This is a genomic window from Mycolicibacterium chengduense (assembly GCF_033741155.1).
In the GTDB taxonomy this organism is placed as follows: domain Bacteria; phylum Actinomycetota; class Actinomycetes; order Mycobacteriales; family Mycobacteriaceae; genus Mycobacterium.
Genome location: NZ_JAWQNH010000006.1, coordinates 26,277 through 47,120, shown reverse-complemented (window position 1 = coordinate 47,120; position 20,844 = coordinate 26,277). Strand labels below are relative to the sequence as shown.

Below are 20,844 nucleotides of genomic sequence, written 5' to 3'. Positions count from 1 at the left end.
CCTCAACTACGAGAGGATCCCTTGATGCGCGCCCGATGGTGTCGATTCACCGCGCTGTTGTCGGTTCTGGCTATGGCGGTCGCCGCCACGGCCTGCTCCTCCGGCAAGCCCAGCGACGAATTGCTGATCTACAACGCCCAGCACGAGTCGCTGACCAAGGAGTGGATCGACGCGTTCACCAAGGCGACCGGAATCAAGGTGACCTATCGGCAGGGCGGCGACACCGAACTGGGCAACCAGATCATCGCCGAGGGATCGGCCTCGCCGGCCGACGTCTTCCTCACCGAGAACTCCCCGGCGATGGCCGCGGTCGAGAAGGCCGGGCTGTTCGCCGACGTCGACCCGACGGTCCAGCAGCAGGTGCCCGCCCAGTACCGGCCCGCGTCGAACAAGTGGACCGGTGTCGCCGCACGCACCACGGTATTCGTCTACAACAAGACGCGGTTACAGGAAAACCAGCTGCCGAAGTCGATCATGGACCTGCAATCGCCGGCATGGAAGGGCCGCTGGGGCGCCCCGCCGGCCAAGGCGGATTTCCAGGCGATCGTGGCGGCCATGCTGGCGCTCACCGGCGAGCAGGCCACCGCCGCGTGGCTGGCCGGCATGAAGACCAACGCGACCGTCTTCCAGGACAACATCGCCACCCTGCGCGCCGTCAACGACGGTCAGGTCGACGGCGGCATCATCTACCACTACTACTGGTTCCGCGACCAGGCCAAGACCAAGGACATCAGCGCCAACACCGCCCTGCACTACTTCCGCAATCAGGACCCGGGCGCGTTCATCAGCATCTCCGGCGGCGGTGTCCTCAACTCCAGCAAGAAGAAGGACCAGGCCCAGCAGTTCCTGCGGTTCATCACCAGTAAGGCCGGCCAGGAGGTGCTGCAGAAGGGCACCTCGTTCGAGTACCCGGTCGGCAGCGATGTCGCGGCCAACCCGGCGTTGCCCGCGCTGGACACCCTGCAGGCGCCGAAGGTGAACCCGTCCGATCTGAACGCCGCCAAGGTGACCGACCTGATGACCGCCGCGGGACTGCTGTAGGTGGTCACCACCGAGGCGCCACGCCGCACCCGGCCCGGGCCTGGGCCGGTGTTGAGCGCGACCGTGGCGCTGCTGGTGGCACTGACGTTCATCCCGCTCGGCTATGTGGGCTGGGCTATCGCCAGCACGGGGCCGGCCCAGCTCTACCAGCTGGTGGTCCGTCCCCGCGTCGCCGAACTGTTGGTCAACACGGTCGGGTTGGTCGTGGTGACGGTGCCGCTGTGCCTGGTGGTCGGGGTGGGTGCGGCCTGGCTGGTGGAACGCACCGATGTACCGGGCCGCTCGGTGTGGCGCCCGTTGCTGGTGGCCCCGCTGGCCGTGCCGGCGTTCATCAACAGCTATGCCTGGGTGAGCGTCTGGCCGACCTTGCATGGCTTCGGCGCCGGGGTGCTGGTCTCGGCACTGTCCTATTTCCCGTTCGTCTACCTGCCCGCTGCGGCCACGCTGCGCCGGCTGGACCCGGCCATCGAGGAATCGGCCCGCGCGCTGGGCTCCAGTCCGGTGGGCGTGTTCTTCCGGGTGGTGCTGCCGCAGCTGCGATTGGCGCTGCTGGGCGGCGGCCTGCTGATCGGCGTGCATCTGCTCGCCGAGTACGGCGCGTTCGCCATGCTGCGCTTCGCGACCTTCACCACGGCGATCTTCGAGCAGTTCCAGGCGACCTTCGACGGTGCGGCCGGCGCCACCCTGGCCGGAATCCTGGTGCTGCTGTGCCTGGTGCTGCTGCTCACCGAAGCGGCGCTGCGCGGCACCGCCCGGTTCGCCAGGATCGGGTCCGGCGCACCCCGCGCCGTCAGCCCGATACCCTTGCGCGCCATGGGTTTACCCGCAGTTGCGGCGCTCGCCGCGCTGACCGCACTGGCGCTGGGTGTGCCGGTGTGGACGGTGTTGCGCTGGTTGTGGATCGGCGGCATGCAGGTCTGGTCGGCCACCGACCTGGGCTCCGCGCTGCTGCAGACGGCGAGCCTGGCCGCGGTGGCGGCGGCACTGACCACGGTGCTGGCGTTCCCGTTCGCCTGGCTGGCCGTGCGCTTCCGCGGCCCGCTGGCCCGGTCCGTGGAGGGCGCCAACTTCATCACCAGCGCCATGCCGGGCATCGTCACCGCGCTGGCCCTGGTGACGGTGGCCATCCGGTTCGCCCCGCCGCTCTACCAGACCACCGCCCTGGTCTTGGCCGCCTACGTGTTGATGTTTCTGCCCCGCGCTCTGGTCAGCCTGCGTTCGGGGCTGGCCCAGGTGCCGCCCGGGCTGGAAGAGGCCTCGCTGTCGTTGGGCCGGTCCCCGGCGCATACCTTCGTCCATGTGACGTTGCGTTTGACCGCCCCCGCCGCGGCCGCAGGCGCCTGCCTGGTGTTCGTGGCCGTCGCCACCGAACTGACCGCCACCTTGCTGCTCGCCCCGACCGGCACCCGCACCCTGGCCATGCGATTCTGGTCGTTGTCCAGCGAGTTGGATTACGCCGCCGCCGCGCCCTACGCCATGCTGCTGGTGCTGCTCTCGATCCCGGTGACCGTGCTGCTGTTCAGACAGTCCACCAAGGTGGCGGCCCTGTGAACACCCTTGAAATCAGCGCCCTTTCGAAATCCTTCGGCACGGCGACGGTGCTCGATTCGGTGGACCTCGCCCTGGCACCGGGCAGCACGACGGCGGTCGTCGGGGCATCGGGCTGCGGGAAGACCACGCTGCTACGCCTGATCGCCGGGTTCGAGCAGCCCGATGCGGGCACCGTCACCATCGACGGCACACAGGTCGCCGGCCCCGGCCGATGCGTCGCCGCGCACCGCCGGTCCGTCGGCTACGTCGCCCAAGACGGCGCCCTGTTCCCCCACCTGAGCGTGGCCGCCAATATCGCCTACGGTCTGCCGGGACGGGCCGGCAGCGCCCCGGTGCGCGAACGGGTCCACCAGCTGCTGGACACGGTGTCGCTGGACCGGTCCTTCGCCGACCGACGCCCCCACGAACTCTCCGGCGGCCAGCAGCAGCGGGTGGCGCTGGCGCGGGCGATGGCCCGCCGTCCGGTCCTGATGCTGCTCGACGAACCGTTCTCGGCGCTGGACACCGGCCTGCGCGCGGCCACCCGGCACGCGGTGATGCAGGTGCTCCGCGATGCCGGTGTCACCACCCTGCTGGTCACCCACGACCAGGCCGAGGCGCTGTCGACCGCCGATCAGGTGGCCGTCATGCGTGACGGCCGGTTCACCGGTGTCGGCACCCCGCAACAGGTTTACCGCCAGCCGGCGGATCGGTTCACCGCCGAGTTCCTCGGCGACTGCGTGCTCCTGCCGTGCATCGTGCGGGACGGATCCGCCGAGAGCGCGCTGGGCCGGGTGCCCACCGCCGCCGCGGACGGTCCCGGCACCCTGATGCTGCGACCCGAACAACTGCACGCCACCGTGGCCGCCGACACCGACCACGGCGCCGGTCTGGGCACCGTCACCGCCAGTGAGTTCCTCGGACACGAGGTGCTGTTGACCATCGACCCGGGCGGAGACACCCCGGCGTTCACCGTCCGGCAGCACAGCGTCGAACCCCCACCGGTCAACGCCAAGGTACGCATCGACATCGTGGGAAGCGGCTTGGTTTACCGGTGACCGCACTGATCGACCATCTCGCCAGTTTCGGCGACCGGCCCGCAGTGCACTGCGCGGATGTGACGCTGACCTATCGGGAACTTGCCGACCGAGTAGCCGGCGCCGCAACGGAATTCGGGCCCAGTCGCGGCATCGTGTTGATCGAGGTGCACAACGACACCGCCACGCTGGTGCGCTATCTGGGAGCCCTGGCTGCCGGGCAGGTTCTGCTGCCGGTGCCGCCCGGGCGTGATCACCGCGATCTCGTCGAGTGCTACCGGCCCGACGTCGTCATCGACGCCGACGGTGTGCACCACCGCGGCCCCCAGGGGCATCGTCTGAACCCGGAACTGGCGCTGTTGCTGTCGACGTCGGGCAGCACCGGGTCGCCGAAGCTGGTGCGGTTGTCCACCGCCAACCTGCTCGCCAATGCCGCGGCCATCGCCGAGTACCTGGACATCCGTGAAACCGACTGCGCGGCAACCACCTTGCCGATGTCCTACTGCTACGGACTGTCGGTGGTGCACAGCCATCTGCTCCGCGGGGCCGCCCTGCTGCTGACCGATCTGTCGGTGGCCGACGACGAGTTCTGGGTGCTGTTCCGCAGGCACCGCGCCACCACGTTCGCCGGGGTGCCCTACACCTTCGATCTGCTGGAGCGCATCGGCTTCGACGATATGGACCTGCCCGATCTGCGCTACATCACCCAGGCCGGCGGCCGGATGCCGCCGCAGCGTGTCCGGGACATCGCGGCACTGGGCCGACGCCGGGGTTGGGAGCTGTTCGTCATGTACGGCGCCACCGAGGCCACCGCGCGGATGGCCTATCTGCCGCCGGATCTGGCACTGCGCCATCCGGGCGCGACCGGCCGCGCGATCCCCGGCGGGCACCTGGCGGTCGACGCCCCCGACGGGGAGGTCGGGGAACTGACCTACCGCGGCCCGAACGTGATGCTCGGTTACGCCCACGATGCCCGCGATCTCGCTCTGGGCCGCACCGTCGAGGTGTTGCGCACCGGCGATCTGGCCCGCCACCTCGGCAACGGGTTGTACGAGGTGGTCGGCCGCGCCAGCCGGATGGTCAAGATGTTCGGGCTGCGGATCGACCTCCAGCGGCTGGAGGGCACGCTGCGCGACCGCGGCATGGTCGCGCTGTGCACGGCCGATGACGACACGCTCGTGGTGGCCACGCTCGACGACCCGGATCGGGTACGCGGCGCGGTGGCCACCGGCACCGGCATCCCGGCCGCCGCGGTCCGCGCCGTCCAGGTCGACGAGCTGCCGATGCTGGCCTCGGGTAAGCCGGACTATCCCGCGGTGCGCGCGCTGGCGCCACCACCGCCGGCCGCCCAGACGGTGCGTGCGCTGTTCGGCGAGGTGCTGCATGTCGATCCGGCGGATATCGATCCCGGTGCCAGTTTTGTCGATCTGGGCGGCAACTCCCTGACCTATGTCGCGATGTCGGTGCGGCTGCAGAAGCTCCTCGGTCGGCTGCCTCCGCAGTGGCAACGCATCCCGTTGCGCGACCTGGAGAACAGCCCCCCGCCGGGCACCCGCGGCACCGTGCTGGAAACGAGCGTGGCACTGCGCGCCGTGGCCATCGTCCTGATCGTGGGATCCCACGCCGAACTGTTCACCCTGTGGGGCGGCGCGCACATCCTGCTCGGCGTGGCCGGTTACAACTTCGGCCGGTTCTGCCTGACGCCGGTGTCGCGCAGCGACCGGGTGCGGCACCTGCGCCGGACCATCGGTGCGATCGCGGTGCCCGCGGTTGCCTGGGTGGCCATCGCGCTGGTCATCACCGACGACTACCACGGCACGAACCTGTGGCTGGCCAACAAGTTTCTCGGTCCCGCCGACAGCATGACGGCGGGCAGGCTGTGGTTCGTCGAAGTGCTGGTGTGGGTGCTGGTCGGGCTGACCGCCCTGTGCTGGCTGGCCGACCCCGTCGAACGACGCCATCCGTTTGCCTTCGCCGCAACGTTCTTGGCGATCGGGGTGGTGCTGCGGTTCGAATTCCCCGGCCACGACGCCTGGTTTTCCATGCTGGCCTTCTGGTTCTTCGCGGCGGGCTGGGCGGCCGCGAAGGCCACGTCGGCATGGCAGCGGCTGGCGGTCACCGCGGTGCTCGCCGCCGGCCTGCACGGGTATTTCGGCACCACGGGCCGCGAGGTGCTGGTGTTCACCGGGCTGGCGCTGCTGATCTGGCTGCCGGCGCTGCGGTGCCCGGCACGAGTGGCGGTGATCGCGGGCGTCATCGCCGAGGCGTCGCTGTACACCTATCTCACGCACTTCCAGGTGTATCCCTTGTTCGGTGAGCACCGGCTTTTCGGGGTGCTGGCCTCGATCGCGGCGGGTGTGCTGCTGAGCCGGCTGATCGCCTGGATCCGCGAGCGGATTCGTCAGTCCCGGTCGGCGAGCAGCCCCTCCTGGACCAGCGTGGCGGCGATGGTGCCGTCGGCGCGCAGCAGACTGGCGGTGATCACGCTGCGGCCGCGCGCCGCGGCCGGGGACGACGACTCCAGCAGGTTCCACTCGTCGGCGCGCACGGATTGATGGAGCCAGATCGACGAATCGGTGGTACTGGTGCGGTGCACGCGCTCACGCATCGACGAGCCGTGCACGTGTGAGGCGGGGTCGACGCCGTACAGGTCGGTGATGTAGACGGCGATCAGGGTGTGCAGCAGTGGGTCATTCGGCAGCGGCGCTGTCACCCGCCACCACATCCGCCGCAGGAAATCGGTGCCGGCTCCGCTGTCCTCGATGCGGATGTCGAGTTCGGTCAGCGGCAGCGCCGGCGCCGGGCCGGGCGGCCCGGTCCGCGGCAGGTGGTCCGGATGCGTCGGCATCGCCGCCCGCACACCGTGTTCGGGCCCGCTCAAGGGCACCGTGAACGAGACGGTCCCCGTGGTGAGCAGCCGTCCGGCCTGCCGGCTCTCCACCCGCCGCGCCGCGGCGGTGCGCCCGTCGTAGATCCGGTCCACCCGCAGATCCAGCGCCGCTCCCGCGTCCCCGCCACGCAGGAACTGCAGATGCATGTTGGTGGGCTGGTACCCGTCGTCGACGGTGTGGCAGGCCGCGGCGAGGCTCTGCGCGGCGATCAATCCGCCGAAGGCGCGTTTGCCTTCCGGCCCGCCGGGTGGCCCCGTCCATGCGTCGTGGCCGGCATCGGTCAGCGCGAGCAGCGCGGCGAGGTCGCTCATGCCACCGTGCCCGCCTCGGTGAGGGTGGCGATCTCGTCGGCACCGAGCCCCAACGCCTCGGCGAGCACCTGCGCGGTGTGGTCCCCGAGGGCGGGGGCCGGGACCGCGGGCGGATAGACACCGTTGACGGCGATCGGCAGTCCGGGCGCCAGATAGCTGCCGATACGTGGTTGATCCACCGTGGTGAACAACGGGTTGGCGGTCACCTTGGGGTCGGCGGCGGCCTCGGCGAAACTGCGGTAGCGCTCCCACAGGATCGAGGTGTCCGACAGCGCGGCGGTGATCTCCTCGGCGGTGTGCGCGCTGAACCACGGCGTGAACAGCCCGGTCAGCGCGTCCCGGTGGCGGTAGCGCTGTCCCTCGTCGGTGAAATCTGCTCCCAGCGATTCGGCAAGGGCGGCAACGGCTGTGGTGTTGCCGGTGATGTCGGCCAAGTCCCGGAAATGCCGGCCGGTCAGCGCGACGATCATGAAGGAGGCACCGTCGGCGCTGGCGAACTGCTGGCCGTACTGGCCGTAGATCGAGTTGCCGATCCGGGGCCGGTCGGTGCCGTTGACCATCACCTCGGTCAGGAAACTCAGGTTTCCTGCGGTGGCCAGCGCGACATTTTCCAGCGGAATCGAGACCTGTTGCCCCTGCCCGGTGCTGTCGCGGTGCCGCAGCGCGGCGGTGACGGCCAGCGCCGCGTACAGGCCGCAGGCGACATCCCAGGCCGGCAGCACGTGGTTGACCGGTCCGTCGAGCCCTTCCGGCCCGGTCACCAAGGGGAACCCCAACCCGGCATTGACGGTGTAGTCCACCCCCGTCCCACCGTCGGCCCGGCCGGAAATCTCCACGTGGATCAGATCGGGCCGCCGCGCCGTCAACGCCTCATACGAATGCCATTGCCGCCCAGCAACATTGGTGATCAGAATGCCTGCGTCGGCGATCAGCCGGCAGACCAGCTGCTGACCGTGCTCGGAGCGCATGTCCACCGCCACCGACCGCTTGCCCTTGTTCAGGCCGGCCCAGTAGATGCTGTCACCCGCCGCAGTCACCGGCCACCGGTGATAGTCGGCCGCCCCGCCCACCGGATCGACGCGGATCACCTCGGCACCCAGCTGGGCCAGGGTCATACCGGCCAGCGGAACGGCGACGAAGCTGGAGATCTCGATGATGCGGACACCGGACAGCGGCCGGGCGGGCTGGGGTGCGTCGGTCACCCGCCCACGATAGGCAGGTCCGTCCCGCGCTGATGCGCTCGCCCTGCCATGGCGACACAGGCTAGTTTGTGGGTGTGGCCCCGATCACGCTCGACACCCCCGCCGGTCCGATCGACGCACTCCTGGACACCCCGTCCGGTACCGGGCCATGGCCGGGGGTGGTCGTGGTGCACGACGCCGTCGGCTACCGGCCCGACAACGAGGCGGTGTCGCGACGCATCGCCGACGCCGGGTACCTGGCGCTCACACCGAACCTGTACGCCAGGGGCGGCCGGGCGCGCTGCATCACCCGGGTGATGCGCGAAGCGCTGACCCAGCGCGGCCGATCACTCGATGACATCCTGGCCGCCCGCGATCACCTGCTGAACCTGCCGGAATGCACGGGAACGGTCGGGATCGCGGGCTTCTGCATGGGCGGCCAGTTCGCGCTCATTCTGTCTCCCAAAGGATTCGGTGCGGCGGCACCGTTCTACGGCACGCCCCTGCCGCGCGACCTGGACCACACGCTGGCCGGCGCCTGCCCCATCGTGGCGAGTTTTGGACGGCGCGATCCGCTCGGAATCGGCGCACCGGAGAAGCTGAGGCGCGCCACCGGTGCCCGCAATATCACCGCCGATATCAAGGTCTATCCGAAGGCCGGGCACAGCTTCGCCAATCAGCTGCCCGCACAGCCGCTGCTGCGGGTCACCGGGTTCGGATACGACGAGGCCGCCACCGCGGACGCCTGGTCGCGGGTGTTCGCCTTCTTCGACGAGCACCTGCGTACCTAGCGGCCACCGGCCCGCGTCAGTCCGGCAGCCGCAGCTCGGGCTTCTCGACCTCTTCGATGTTCACGTCCTTGAACGTGATGACCCGCACCTGTTTGACGAACCGCGCCGGCCGGTACATGTCCCACACCCAGGCATCGGCGAGCCGCAGCTCGAAGTAGACCTCGCCGTCGGCATTGCGCGGCACCAGCTCCACACTGTTGGCCAGGTAGAACCGGCGCTCGGTCTCCACGACATAGCTGAACTGGCCGACGATGTCCTTGTACTCGCGATACAGCGAGAGCTCCATCTCGGTTTCGTACTTCTCGAGATCCTCGGCACTCATCTGCTCTGCTGTCCTTCGTCTAGGTTGGGCTCCATCATTCCGCACGCCGTGGCGTCGCGTCGCACCGATCCGGCAACCCGCGCGATGTTGACGAACGAAAACCGGTGCTGGCTGCACGGGCCGAGCCGCTCCAAGGCGGCCGTGTGGCCCGGCGTGCCGTAGCCCTTGTGCTCGGCGAAACCATATCCGGGGTGCTCACTGTCCATGCTGACCATCAGGCGATCGCGGCTGACCTTGGCCAACACGCTCGCCGCGGCGATACACGCGGCGGCGGCGTCACCGCCGATCACCGGCAGCGACGGCACCGTCAGACCGGGCACCCGAAACCCGTCGGAGAGCACATAGCCAGGCCGGACGGGCAGACCGGCGACCGCGCGGCGCATGCCCTCGATGTTCGCGTGGTGCACGCCGCGCCGGTCCACCTCGGTCGATTCGATGATCACCACGTGATACGCCACCGCGTAGCGACGGATCAGCGGGAACAGCCGTTCCCGCTCGGCTTCGGTGAGTTTCTTCGAATCGTCGAGCGCGGCCAGGCTGGACAGCCGGTTGGGGCCCAGCACGCAGGCCGCCACCACCAGCGGGCCGGCGCAGGCGCCGCGTCCCACCTCGTCGACACCCGCGACAGGTCCGAGCCCGCTGCGATAGAGCGCGGACTCCAGGGTGCGCAGACCGGATTTGCGGATCACGGTCCGCGGTGGCCAGCTCGCCGCCAACGCCAGGACTCCTAGGATGCGGGCGCCGTCTGCGGGTTCACGCTGTCCACGCCGCCCCACCGGGACGGCGGCCACGCGATGAACCGGGCCTTACCGATGACATTGTCCACCGGTACGGTGCCGGGCACCGGATCGCCCGTGCACAGCAGCCCCTTCTGCGCGTCGGCAGGCAGGTTGGCGCAGTGCGCGCGGGAATCCGCCGAATGGGTGCGGTTGTCCCCCATCACCCACAACCGTCCCTCGGGGACCTTCACGGGACCGAACTCATTGCCGAGGCAGGGGTAGACGTTGGTGTCAGCCATCATCGTCGTCGGATCCAGATACGGCTCGTTGAGCTTCTTGCCGTCGACCGTCAGGCCGGTTGCCGCGCGGCATTCCACCGTCTGGCCGCCCACCGCGATGACCCGCTTGACCAAGTCGTTCTCATCCGGCGGTACGAAACCGACGAAGGACAGCGCGTTCTGCGCGAAACGGATCACCGGGTTGTCCGAACGGATCGACTTGTAACCGATGTTCCAGTTGGGCGGGCCCTTGAAGACGACCACGTCACCCGGCTCGGGCTTGGAGAAGTCGTAGGTCAGCTTGTCGACCATGATCCGGTCGCCCACACAACCGGCGCAGCCGTGCAGGGTGGGTTCCATCGATTCCGACGGGATCAGGTACGGCCGCGCCACGAAGGTCAGCACCACGTAGTACATGACCAACGCGATGGTGACGAGGATGACCCCTTCACGCAGTGCACCCGATTTGCGTTTGGGCTCGTCGGTTTCCTGGTCCTCGACGGTGTCGGTGACGGAATCCTCGATATTCGAATCCGACCCGTCGGCGGCCGCCGTACCTTCTTTGTCCTCGGTCACGGCATCAGGGTAATCAGCATTGCTGACCGTTCCGGCAGGCGTGCCGGAACCAGCGTCAGCGCTTCTCCTTGATCTTGGCCTTCTTGCCGCGCAGTTCGCGCAGGTAGTACAGCTTGGCGCGACGCACGTCACCGCGGGTCACGACGTCGATGTGGTCGATGTTGGGCGAGTGCACCGGGAAGGTCCGCTCGACACCGACGCCGTAGCTCTCCTTGCGCACGGTGAAGGTCTCCCGGATGCCGCCACCCTGGCGCCGGATCACGACACCCTTGAAGACCTGGATGCGCTCCTTGGAGCCCTCGATAACCTTCACATGCACGTTGACGGTGTCGCCGGGGCTGAAGGCCGGGATGTCGTCGCGCAGCGACGTCTGATCGACGAAGTCCAGCGTGTTCATCGGTGACACTTCCTTGCTAGTAAGCGGCTCCTGCGGGACCGCGCAGTGCGCGGCCGAGCCGAGGTATTCGGGCTTATCGGGTTCTGCGTCACGCAGCAGGCTTCACCCATTCGGCGAGGCCGTGCGCAGACAACTGCTCAATTGTGCCAGATCGTGTTCCTCCGACGAAATCGGCACATCGGGCCACAAAACACCACCGCGCCAGGCGCGCGACAACGGTGGTCAACCGTTAGGCTACACACGGCCGATTCAACGGTTAAGACGGCGTGCCCCGACACTGTTGACCAGGCTCATTGCACAGACCATTGACAGGTATGCCAGGAGGAGAGCTATGCGGGCGCGGCCGTCGAAGCTCATGACGGTGGCCGCGACGGTGCTCTGCACCGGGGCGCTGGTGTCGAGCTGCGAGGCCAAGGTCTACGGAACCCCGCCCCCACCGCCGGAGTCGCCACAGCTGACCGTCATCGCACCGCTGGGCAATTCCGCACCGCTGCCCGAGGCGCCGCCCGACCAGCCGGCGGCGGCCTTCCAGGGCCTGGACACCCGTATCCGGCAGGCCGTCGCCACCGCCTCCGCGCAGGGTGCCGATATCACCTTGGCGATCCTGGACCGCAACACCGGTCAGCTGGCCACCAGCGGTGCCATCGACACCATCGCCATCGCCTCGGTGGTGAAACTGTTCATCGCCGACGACCTGCTGCTGCAGGAGGCCCAGGGCCAGACCACGCTGAGCCCCGACGACCGCAGGATGCTCGATGTCATGCTGCGCTCCAGCGACGACAGCGCGGCCGAGGTGTTCTGGAATCGCAGCGGCGGCAGCGCCATCGTCAACCGGGTCGTCAGCCGCTATGGATTGTCCTCGACCAGTCCCCCCGGCAACGGCCGCTGGTACAACACCACCAGTACGGTGACCGACCTGGTGCACTACTACGACCTGCTGCTCTCCGGCAAAGGCGGATTACCCGCCGCCGATGCCAGCATCATCCTGGCCGATCTCGCCGAGTCCACACCGACCGCACCCGACGGGATGGTGCCCGGCGGGGTGTACCCGCAGCGCTTCGGCATCCCGGAGGGGTTGTACGCCGAACCCGTTGCGGTCAAACAGGGTTGGATGTGCTGCGTCGGCGCGGACTGGATGCATCTGTCCACCGGCGTGGTGGGCCCGGACCGGCGCTATGTGATGGCGATCAGCTCCATGCAGCCCGCCGACGCGGACGAGGCCCGCAAGACCATCACCGCTGCCGTGTCGACGATCTTCCCCGGCGGGCGCATCTAGCCATTTAGCCGTCGCTTCGCTCGCCCTGAAGCAGGTCGGGCCGGCGTTCCCGGGTGCGCTGCAGCGATTGCTCGTGCCGCCACGCGGCGATCTTGGCGTGGTCACCCGAGCGCAGTACCGGCGGCACCTCCAGCTCGCGCCACACCTGCGGGCGGGTGTAGCTCGGCCCCTCCAGCAGGCCCCGTTGGTGCGCTGAGTGCGAATCCTCTTGGTGCGATTGCGGATTGCCGAGCACATCGGGCAGCAGACGCACCACGGCCTCCACCATGACCAGCACCGCGGCCTCGCCACCGGCCAGCACGTAGTCGCCGATGGAGACCTCCTCCACCCGCATCCGGCGGGCGGCGTCGTCCGCGACGCGCTGATCGATCCCCTCGTAGCGACCACAGGCGAACACCAGATGTGATTCGGCGCTCCAGCGCTGCGCGGTGGCCTGGGTGAACGGCCGACCGGCCGGCGTCGGGATCACCAGAAGGGTGTCAGCCGAACAGATTTCGTCGAGTGCCGCGCCCCAGATCGGCGCCCGCATGACCATGCCGGGACCGCCACCGTAGGGCGCGTCGTCCACCGACCTGTGCACGTCATGGGTCCAGTGCCGCAGATCGTGCACGCCGAGGTCGAAGATCCCCGTCTCGAGCGCCTTACCGGGCAGGGCCTGACGCAGCGGTTCCAGATAGTCGGGAAAGATCGTCACGACGTCGATCCGCATGGCGACCTACAGGTCTTCGAGGTTGAGCAGGCCATCGGGGGGATCGATCTGGATCACCCCGTCCTCCAGCGATACCGCCGTGACGATCGCCGAGACGAACGGCACCAGCACCTCGGCTCCTTCGGAGGTCTTGACCGACAACAACTCCCCTGCCGGGGTGTGCAGCACCTCGGCCACCGTCCCGACCGCGGCACCGTCGACGGTGCGCACCGCCAGCCCTTCGAGCTGATGGTCGTAGAACTCGTCGGGGTCCTCGATCGGTGGCAGTTCGTCGGCGTTCACCACGAACAGCGTGCCGCGAATCTCGTCGGCGGCGTTGCGGTCGGTGATACCGGCCAGCCGCACCAGCAGCCGCGCGCCGTGCTCACGCACCGAATCGATGACGAATTCGCGTTGCGGCGCATTGCGTTTGGCACCGCGAAGCCGGGCGCCCGGGGTGAACCGGGCGTCCGGATCGTCGGTGCGGACGTCGACGACGATCTCGCCGCTGATGCCGTGGGCCTTCACCACCCGACCGACGACGAGGTCCATGATCGAATCGACTACTGGGCTTCTATTGGTCCGTGTCGACCACGTCGACGCGGATACCCCGGCCACCGATCCCGGCCACCAGGGTGCGCAGCGCCGTCGCGGTGCGACCGCCGCGGCCGATGACCTTCCCCAGATCATCGGGATGCACGTGTACCTCCACCGTGCGACCGCGCCGGTTGGTCACCAGGTCGACCCGGACATCGTCGGGGTTGTCGACGATCCCGCGAACGAGGTGTTCGACGGCGTCGACGACTACGGAGCTCATTCGGCCGCGGGCTCAGCCGCGGCGTCGGTGGCCGCGGGGGCCTCAGCGGCTTCGGTGGCCTCGCCCTCGGCGGCGTCGTCCTTCTTGGCAGGAGCCTTCTTCTTCTTGAGCTGGGTGGCCTCGCCGGTCGGGGCGTTGTCGGCGGCGGCCAGGGCCGCGTTGAACAGGTCCAGCTTGGACGGCTTGGGCTCCTTGACCTTCAGCGTGCCCTCGGCACCCGGCAGGCCCTTGAACTTCTGCCAGTCACCGGTGATCTTCAGCAGCGCCAGGACCGGCTCGGTGGGCTGCGCACCGACGCCCAGCCAGTACTGCGCGCGCTCCGAATCGATCTCGATCAGGCTCGGCTCTTCCTTGGGGTGGTAACGGCCGATGACCTCGATGGCGCGGCCGTCGCGGCGGTTGCGCGCGTCGGCGACGGCGATGCGGTACTGGGGGTTGCGGATCTTGCCGAGACGGGTCAGCTTGATTTTGACAGCCATGTGAAAGCGTTCTCTCCTGATATTTGCCACGCTGCAATTCGGCGATCTCCGGCGGGATGCCGGGATCCGGTTTTGCCTTACGTGTGTGACCGGCGCGCAGCGCATCTAACGGTGTCGCGCGACAGACAGCCGCCTATTGTGCCAGAGCCGGCGCGGGCCGCCCAAATCTAGACAATCTTGTCGAAGCACTTCACCTCGACGCGGCGGCTCATCCGCCAGCCGTCCCCGGTGCGGACGAACTCGTCCTCGTACCACAGCCCGCAGAACAGCACCTGGCCCTGATCCCCGCCCAGGGTCATCGGATTGAAGCACAGCGTCCGGGCGGTCGCGGTGTCCCCGGCCAGCCGGATGTCGACGTTGCCGAGCATGTGCGCGTACGCCGGGAAATTCGGCAACACGTGCGCCAGCCACGCCTTCACCTCGGGAAACCGGCCGTCGATCCCACCCATGGCGCGGTAGTCGATATAGGCGTCCGGGGTGAACACCCGATCCAGGTCGTCGAACCGGCGGGTGTCGATGGCCGTCGAGTAGGCGATCAGCAGGTCTTGGATTTCCAGGCGGTCAGAGATCTCTTCGATGCTCAGCACGCCTCGATTGAACCACTACGCCTGCGGGCCCACGGGCCCTTCCGGCGGCGGCCAGTGTTCCCCGGACCACTCCCCCGGTTCGGCGTGCTCACCGCGTGCCAGGGGCACCCATTGCTCGGCGGGCGCCGGCTGCTTCGACGACGGGAAATCGCGCAGCTTGCCCGACGGTTCGGCATCCCACTTGGCGAAGGTCAGCGGTGTCTGCAGCCACGCGAACAGCAGGTTGTACACGGCCTCAAGCGAGTCGACGTGCGTGCGCTCCCAGCCGTGGCTGCCGTCCAGTCCGAAGCCCACCAGCGCGGCCCTGGTGTTCGCGCCCGCCTCGATGGCGGCGGCAGCGTCGGAGCGGTAGAACCGGAACACGTCGCGGGCGTGCGGAATTCGCCGCTCGTTGGCCAGTCGGCACAACTTTCGGGTCAGGTGGTAGTCGAACGGCCCGTGCAGATCGGCCATCGGGATGGTCACACCGTCCTCGATGGAATGCTGCCCCGGCGCGCACACCGCGTTGTCCACCGAGACCAGCTCGGCGACGTCGGGGTGCAGGCCGTGGCTGGCGCCGTGACCCACCTCTTCGGTGATCGTCACCATGATCGTCGTCTTGTGCGGTAGCACGATGCGGTCGTCGGCAACGGTCTTGGCCAGGGCCAGCGCGACGGCCACCCCGGCCTTGCCGTCCAGGTGCCGCGACACGATGAAACCGTCGGAGGTCAATTCCGGAGCGGCGATCAGCGCGACGAAATCACCGACGTTGAAGCCCAGCCGTTCCAGGTCGGCCCGGGTGCTGACCTGGCGGTCGATGCGTACCTCCACGTTCGGCCAATCCGTGGGCTGGGTGTCGATCTCGTCGCCGAAGGCATGCCCGGACGCCTTCAGCGGCATCACGGTTCCGGTGAAGAACTGGTCGGGATCGTCGGTCATGATCCGCACCCGCGCCCCGGTGGCGAACCGCGCCGAGAACGTCCCGACCGGCACCACCTCCAGCCGGCCGTTGTCCTTCAGGTCCCGGACCATGCAGCCGATGGTGTCCGCGTGCACCACCACGGCACGATCGGTGGTCTTCGACTCCCCGGGCAGTTCGGCGGTCAACGCCCCGCGCCGGGTCAACATGAAGGGCACCCCGAGGTCGTCGAGGATGTCGCCGATCAGCTGCATCACCGCATCGGTGCGCCCGGACGGGCTGGGCGTCTGCAGCAGTCCCAGCAGCGTGTCGATCATCCACGCCCGTGTCGCCTCCGGCATCACCGCACGTTCGGACACCATGTCTCCTCACTCCCGCACTGAAATACGCAAACCTCGGCCGCAACGGGCCCGGTGCTAACCCTGGTCGACAGGCTCGGGCTGCCAGGCCCACGGTGTGGCCGCGGTACGAGGAAACAGTAGATCCACGAAAGCCTGGGCCGTCGGACGCGGTTCGTGATTGGCCAGCCCGGGACGTTCGTTGGCTTCGATGAACACATAGTCCTCGCCGCGCACCGAGGGCACCATCAGATCGATCCCGGTGACCGGGATCCCGATCGCGTCGGCAGCGTCGACGGCCACCCTGGCCAGCTTCGGGTCGATGTCGTCGGTGACATCGCAGATGGTGCCGCCGGTGTGCAGGTTGGCGGTGCGCCGCACCACCAGCCGCTCGTTGATGGGCAGCACGTCGTCGAGCTCCCACCCGGCGTCGCGCACGGTGTCGACGGTGACATCGTCGACCGGGATCACGGACTCGCCGTGCGTGGCCGCCGCGCGCCGGCGGCTCTGCGCCTCGATCAGCTGACGGATCGTGTGTTTGCCGCTGCCGAGCACCTCGGGCGGGCGCCGCACGGCGGCGGCGATCACCTTGCCGTTGATGACGACCAGCCGTAGATCCTCACCCTCACAACGCTCCTCGATGAGCACATCGGGGCAGTGCTTGGCGGCCCACTGCAGCGCCCGGTCCAACTCGTCGGGTTTGGTGACCCCGACGGTGATACCGGCGCCCTGCTCGCCGCGGGCCGGTTTCACCACCACCGAGCCCACCTCACGCAGGAACGCGTAATCGTCGTCGTCGAAGGTGGCGGTCCGCCCGCGCGGCACCCGGATGCCTGCCTCGGACACCACGCGTCGGGCGACACGCTTGTCGTCGCAGCGGCTCATCGCGACGGCATTGGTCAACTCGGACAACGATTCCCGGCTCACCACACTGGTGCCGCCGTGGGTGAGTCGCATATAGCCGCCCTTGCCGTCGAGCACCTCGACGTGGATTCCGCGCATCATGGCCTCGTCGGCGATGATCCGGGCGTACGGATTCAGCTCGGCCAGGCCCTCCTCTTCCTGCACGGGGGCGAACAGCTTCTCGTTGATGGCGTTCTTGCGCTTGATGCCCAGCGCCGGCACGCGCTCGAAGCCCATCCGCTCGTACAGGGCGATCGCACCCTCGTTGTCGTGCAGAACCGACAGGTCCATCTGCGCGCGGCCCCGCCGGATGAACTCCTCCACCAGCGAGCGCACCAGCAGCCCGCCGACACCGGGCCGGGACACCGCCGGGTCCACGGCCAGACACCACAGGCTGGAGCCGTTCTCCTCATCGTTGAACAGCTGCCGGTGATCGATACCGGTCACGGTGCCGATCAGTGCGCCGGTGTGTTCGTCGGTGGCCACCAGGTACACCATGTGCGGTTCGTGCTGGACATTGCTCCACATCAGTTCGATGTCGGCGGGCACCATCCGGCAGCGCACGTAGATCTCGTTGATCGCCTCACAGTCCTGGATGGACTGCACCGGGCGCACGGCCACTCCCGGCACGTCATCGGGCCAGTAGTCGCCACGCTCGGTGAAGGTCAGCCGGTAGGTAAAGCTGGGGTCGATGAAGAATTCCTGCGGATGCAGCGCGACGAAGACATGCGGGGCGTCCAGATACATGCCGATATCGCGGCGGCCGCTGGCCTCGGCCCGTAACGCCGTACCGAACTCCTCGGCATCGGCGAAGGTCTGGCCGAAGACCAGCCGACCCCAACCCAGGTCTTGGACCACTCCGGTATCGTCCCGAGTTTCCGCCATGGTCACGCCCGACCTCCGTCGACGTGCTGCGCCAGCCACATCTCCAACAAACCGATCTGCCACAACGGGTTTCCGCGCAGCGGGGTGAGGTTGCCGTTCGGGTCCGCCAACAGCCGATCGACGCTGTCGGCGGCGAACAGCCCGCGGGCGCGGGCGGCGTCGCTGTGCAGCGCGTCGCGGACCAGGTCCAGGTACGGCCCGGCCAGGTGTTTGAGCGCCGGGACCGGGAAGTAGCCTTTCGGCCGGTCGATCACCTCACTCGGAATGACCTGGCGGGCAGCCTCTTTCAGCACACCTTTGCCGTCGTATGCCGTCTTCAGGTGCGGCGGGCAGGTCGCGGCCAGTTCGACCAGTTCGTGGTCGAGGAACGGCACGCGGCCCTCCAGACCCCAGGCCATCGTCATGTTGTCCACCCGTTTGACCGGGTCGTCGACCAGCATCACGGTGGTGTCCAGCCGCAACGCCCGGTCGGTGGCGGTGGCCGCGCCGGGGGCGGCGAAGCGCTCGCGCACGAAGTCGCCGGCGATATCGGTGTCCAGCCGCCACTGCGGTGCCAGCAGGGCGTTCACCCCGGCGTGGTCGCGGTCGAAGAAGGCCGCGCGGTAGCGGGCGACGGCGGCGTCGACGTCATCGTCGGCGGCGTGCGCCATCGGTGGGTACCAGTGATAACCGGCGAAGATCTCGTCGGCGCCCTGACCGGACTGCACCACCTTGACGTGCTTGCTGACCTCTTCGGACAGCAGGTAGAACGCCACGCAGTCATGGCTCATCATCGGTTCGCTCATGGCGCCGATCGCACTGGAGAGCGCGGGCAGCATCCGCGCGGTGTCGATCCGGATCTGGTGGTGATCGGTCCCGAAGTGGCGGGCGATGACGTCGGAGTACTTGAACTCGTCGCCTTCCTCACCGCCGGCGGCCTCGAACCCGATCGAAAATGTCTGCAGCCCATGCTGTCCGGCCTCGGCAAGCAAACCGACGATGAGGCTGGAATCGAGCCCGCCGGACAGCAGGCAACCCACGGGCACATCGGCAACCAGCCGGCGCTCCACCGCGGTGCGCAACGAGGCCAGCAACGCATCTTCCCAGTCGCGCTCCGACCACGAGGCCCGCTCCGCGACCCGCTCGAACACCGGGTTCCAGTAGGTCCGTTCGACGCGGCGGCCGTCCGGTTCGATCCGCATGACGGTGCCGGGAGCCAGTTTGCGCACCCCGCGCAAAATCGTGTGCGGCGCCGGCACCACCGAGTGGAAACTCAGATAGTGGTGCAGCGCGACGGGATCGATCGAGGTGTCCACCCCGCCCCCGGCCACCAGCGCGGGCAGCGTGGACGCGAACCGGAACGCGTCGCCCACCTCCGCCCAGTACAGCGGCTTCACGCCAAGCCGGTCACGGGCCAGCAGCACCTGCCCGCTGTCGGTGTCGGTCACCGCGAAGGCGAACATGCCGTACAGCCGGTCCACCACACCCTCACCCCAGGCGTGGAATCCCTTCAGCACCACCTCGGTATCGCTGTGCGAAAAGAAGCGGTAGCCCTTGGCGATCAGATCGTCGCGCAGTTGCGGGTAGTTGTAGATGCAGCCGTTGAAGGCCACCGTCAGATGTAAGTCGGGGTCGTGCATCGGCTGGTGGCCGTTACTGGACAGGTCGATGATCGCCAGGCGCCGATGACCCAAGGCCACGCCGTCCTTGCTCCACACCCCTCCACTGTCCGGACCCCTGGGGATCATGGTGTCGGCCATCGACGCGATGGCTCCGACGTCTGCTGCCCGTCCGCGAGCGATCTCGCCGGCGATGCCGCACATGGTGTGAACCACCTCTTCCTCGATTGCGGGCGACGCTGCCCGGATGTTCCGGGCACGTCGCCCGCGAGCATGGATACCCGCGGACGGCAGTTACAAACGTGACCGACGTCACATCCGCAGGCATGCCCGATAGGCTGCTGATCCCATGGGGAGATTCGTCACCGCTGCGTTGACCTGTCTGACCGTCCTGATCACCCTCGTCGCCCCGCGGGCCCTGGCCGATGTGGCGGTGCCGGCCGGCGCCGCGCCCACACCGGAGGGGCCGGCGGAGGCGTGGCTGGTGGCCGATATGGACAGCGGCGCGGTACTGGCCGCACGCAACGAGTTCGACCGGTACGCCCCGGCCAGCACCATCAAGGTGCTGCTGGCGCTGACCGCGCTCGACGACCTTCCGCTCGACGCCACCGTGGTCGCCGACGAGGCCGACACCAAGGTCGAATGCAATTGCGCAGGCATCGCACCCGGGGTCACCTACTCCACGCGTCAGCTGCTCGAGGGCTTGCTGCTGGTGTCGGGTAACGACGCCGCCAACACCCTGGCCACCATGCTCGGCGGGCGAGAGGCGGCGATCGCCAAGATGAACGCCAAAGCGGTGGAAGTCGGCGCCACCGCCACCACCGCGGGCAGCCCGTCCGGGCTGGACGGCCCCGGAATCGACGTCTGGACCACCCCGCACGACCTGGCGGTCATCTTCCGGGCCGCGCTGGCCCACCCGGTGTTCGCCGAGATCACCGCACAGCCCACCGCGGTGATCCCGGGGCGGACCGGTGACCGGGTGCTGGTCAACCAGGACGAGATGCTGGCCCGCTACCCCGGCATGCTGGGCGGCAAGACCGGTTTCACCGACCTGGCCCGCAAGACCTTCGTCGGCGCCGCACAACGCGACGGGCGGCGGCTGGTGGTCGTGCTGATGCACGGACTCGTCCGCGAGGGCGGGCCCTCGTACTGGGATCAGGCATCGGCTCTGTTGGACTGGGGCTTCGCCGCCGACGACCGGGGGCCCGCTGTCGGGGCGCTGTGAATCGCAGTTGATGCCGAACGGCAATCTGATCGCACACGCAGCGAGTCCTGCGCTCCGTAACCTCGTCGCGCGTGCG

General features: G+C 68.6%; 20 protein-coding genes and 1 pseudogene. 7 read left to right on the top strand and 14 right to left on the bottom strand.

Translation table 11 applies throughout. The features are described from left to right. Nucleotides 1-24 precede the first annotated feature (24 nt). The 4 genes and pseudogenes from SBI67_RS22120 to SBI67_RS29160 form a co-directional block, all read left to right on the top strand. On the top strand, nucleotides 25-1,041 hold the full coding sequence (locus SBI67_RS22120; protein WP_318982637.1) for an iron ABC transporter substrate-binding protein: 1,017 nt from the start codon (nucleotides 25-27) through the stop codon (nucleotides 1,039-1,041). After that, nucleotides 1,042-2,592, top strand: a complete 1,551-nt coding sequence (locus SBI67_RS22115; RefSeq protein WP_266049132.1) for an ABC transporter permease — start codon at nucleotides 1,042-1,044, stop codon at nucleotides 2,590-2,592. Continuing rightward, nucleotides 2,589-3,629, top strand: coding sequence for an ABC transporter ATP-binding protein (locus SBI67_RS22110; protein WP_318982636.1), 1,041 nt, complete (start codon nucleotides 2,589-2,591; stop codon nucleotides 3,627-3,629). The genes SBI67_RS22115 and SBI67_RS22110 overlap by 4 nt, the downstream gene beginning before the upstream one ends. Next, nucleotides 3,626-6,073, top strand: a pseudogene (locus SBI67_RS29160) (AMP-binding protein); the annotation flags it as partial. The gene SBI67_RS22110 and the pseudogene SBI67_RS29160, both read left to right, overlap by 4 nt. Here SBI67_RS29160 and SBI67_RS22100 read toward each other — a convergent pair. Together SBI67_RS22100 and SBI67_RS22095 are read right to left on the bottom strand one after the other, a co-directional pair. Next, nucleotides 6,010-6,810: an acyl-CoA thioesterase domain-containing protein gene (locus SBI67_RS22100; protein WP_266049134.1), complete on the bottom strand. Its 801-nt coding sequence runs from the start codon at nucleotides 6,808-6,810 to the stop codon at nucleotides 6,010-6,012. The pseudogene SBI67_RS29160 and the gene SBI67_RS22100 sit on opposite strands and share 64 nt — an antisense overlap. Then, a complete protein-coding gene (locus tag SBI67_RS22095) occupies nucleotides 6,807-8,012 on the bottom strand; it encodes a CoA transferase (protein ID WP_266049135.1) in 1,206 nt (401 codons plus the stop codon). Before SBI67_RS22095 ends, SBI67_RS22100 begins: the two co-directional genes overlap by 4 nt. 74 nt (nucleotides 8,013-8,086) lie before the next feature. Here SBI67_RS22095 and SBI67_RS22090 point away from each other — a divergent pair, with 74 nt between their 5' ends. Further along, entirely contained in the window at nucleotides 8,087-8,782 is a 696-nt protein-coding gene (locus tag SBI67_RS22090) for a dienelactone hydrolase family protein (RefSeq protein ID WP_266049136.1), read from the top strand. Between the two features lie 16 nt (nucleotides 8,783-8,798). On the opposite strand, the gene SBI67_RS22085 is transcribed toward SBI67_RS22090, so the two are convergent. The 4 genes from SBI67_RS22085 to rplS form a co-directional block, all read right to left on the bottom strand. After that, nucleotides 8,799-9,104: a DUF2469 domain-containing protein gene (locus tag SBI67_RS22085; RefSeq protein ID WP_024450376.1), complete on the bottom strand. Its 306-nt coding sequence runs from the start codon at nucleotides 9,102-9,104 to the stop codon at nucleotides 8,799-8,801. After that, on the bottom strand, nucleotides 9,101-9,820 hold the full coding sequence (locus SBI67_RS22080) for a ribonuclease HII (RefSeq protein ID WP_024450377.1): 720 nt from the start codon (nucleotides 9,818-9,820) through the stop codon (nucleotides 9,101-9,103). The genes SBI67_RS22085 and SBI67_RS22080 overlap by 4 nt, the downstream gene beginning before the upstream one ends. Before the next feature lie 11 nt (nucleotides 9,821-9,831). Beyond that, a complete protein-coding gene (gene lepB, locus SBI67_RS22075; RefSeq protein WP_266049172.1) occupies nucleotides 9,832-10,626 on the bottom strand; it encodes a signal peptidase I in 795 nt (264 codons plus the stop codon). A gap of 106 nt (nucleotides 10,627-10,732) precedes the next feature. After that, entirely contained in the window at nucleotides 10,733-11,074 is a 342-nt protein-coding gene (gene rplS, locus SBI67_RS22070) for a 50S ribosomal protein L19 (protein WP_024450379.1), read from the bottom strand. Between the two features lie 331 nt (nucleotides 11,075-11,405). Here rplS and SBI67_RS22065 point away from each other — a divergent pair, with 331 nt between their 5' ends. Continuing rightward, nucleotides 11,406-12,350: a serine hydrolase gene (locus SBI67_RS22065; RefSeq protein ID WP_318982635.1), complete on the top strand. Its 945-nt coding sequence runs from the start codon at nucleotides 11,406-11,408 to the stop codon at nucleotides 12,348-12,350. Between the two features lie 4 nt (nucleotides 12,351-12,354). Here the strand turns inward: SBI67_RS22065 and trmD are convergent, their stop codons facing one another. From trmD to SBI67_RS22025, 8 genes are all read right to left on the bottom strand, one after another. Next, the gene (gene trmD / locus SBI67_RS22060; RefSeq protein ID WP_318982634.1) at nucleotides 12,355-13,059 is read right to left on the bottom strand and encodes a tRNA (guanosine(37)-N1)-methyltransferase TrmD; all 705 of its coding nucleotides are present in this window, start codon (nucleotides 13,057-13,059) and stop codon (nucleotides 12,355-12,357) included. Between the two features lie 6 nt (nucleotides 13,060-13,065). Then, nucleotides 13,066-13,590 carry a ribosome maturation factor RimM gene (gene rimM / locus SBI67_RS22055; protein ID WP_318982633.1) on the bottom strand — a complete coding sequence of 175 codons (525 nt, stop codon included), beginning with the start codon at nucleotides 13,588-13,590 and terminating at the stop codon, nucleotides 13,066-13,068. 22 nt (nucleotides 13,591-13,612) lie between these two features. Next, nucleotides 13,613-13,855 (bottom strand): RNA-binding protein, encoded by a 243-nt coding sequence (locus SBI67_RS22050; protein WP_024450383.1) that lies wholly within the window; start codon nucleotides 13,853-13,855, stop codon nucleotides 13,613-13,615. Next, on the bottom strand, nucleotides 13,852-14,334 hold the full coding sequence (rpsP, locus tag SBI67_RS22045) for a 30S ribosomal protein S16 (protein ID WP_318982632.1): 483 nt from the start codon (nucleotides 14,332-14,334) through the stop codon (nucleotides 13,852-13,854). Before rpsP ends, SBI67_RS22050 begins: the two co-directional genes overlap by 4 nt. A 167-nt stretch (nucleotides 14,335-14,501) precedes the next feature. Further along, on the bottom strand, nucleotides 14,502-14,921 hold the full coding sequence (locus tag SBI67_RS22040) for a nuclear transport factor 2 family protein (protein ID WP_318982631.1): 420 nt from the start codon (nucleotides 14,919-14,921) through the stop codon (nucleotides 14,502-14,504). Nucleotides 14,922-14,936: 15 nt separating this feature from the next. Continuing rightward, nucleotides 14,937-16,181, bottom strand: a complete 1,245-nt coding sequence (locus SBI67_RS22035) for an osmoprotectant NAGGN system M42 family peptidase (protein WP_266049143.1) — start codon at nucleotides 16,179-16,181, stop codon at nucleotides 14,937-14,939. Between the two features lie 54 nt (nucleotides 16,182-16,235). Further along, entirely contained in the window at nucleotides 16,236-17,945 is a 1,710-nt protein-coding gene (gene ngg / locus SBI67_RS22030; protein ID WP_318983017.1) for an N-acetylglutaminylglutamine synthetase, read from the bottom strand. A 2-nt stretch (nucleotides 17,946-17,947) separates the two neighbouring features. Beyond that, nucleotides 17,948-19,747, bottom strand: coding sequence for an N-acetylglutaminylglutamine amidotransferase (locus tag SBI67_RS22025; RefSeq protein ID WP_318983016.1), 1,800 nt, complete (start codon nucleotides 19,745-19,747; stop codon nucleotides 17,948-17,950). A gap of 145 nt (nucleotides 19,748-19,892) precedes the next feature. On the opposite strand from SBI67_RS22025, the gene SBI67_RS22020 reads away from it, so the two are divergent. After that, nucleotides 19,893-20,768: a D-alanyl-D-alanine carboxypeptidase family protein gene (locus tag SBI67_RS22020; protein WP_318982630.1), complete on the top strand. Its 876-nt coding sequence runs from the start codon at nucleotides 19,893-19,895 to the stop codon at nucleotides 20,766-20,768. The last annotated feature ends 76 nt before the right edge of the window (nucleotides 20,769-20,844 follow it).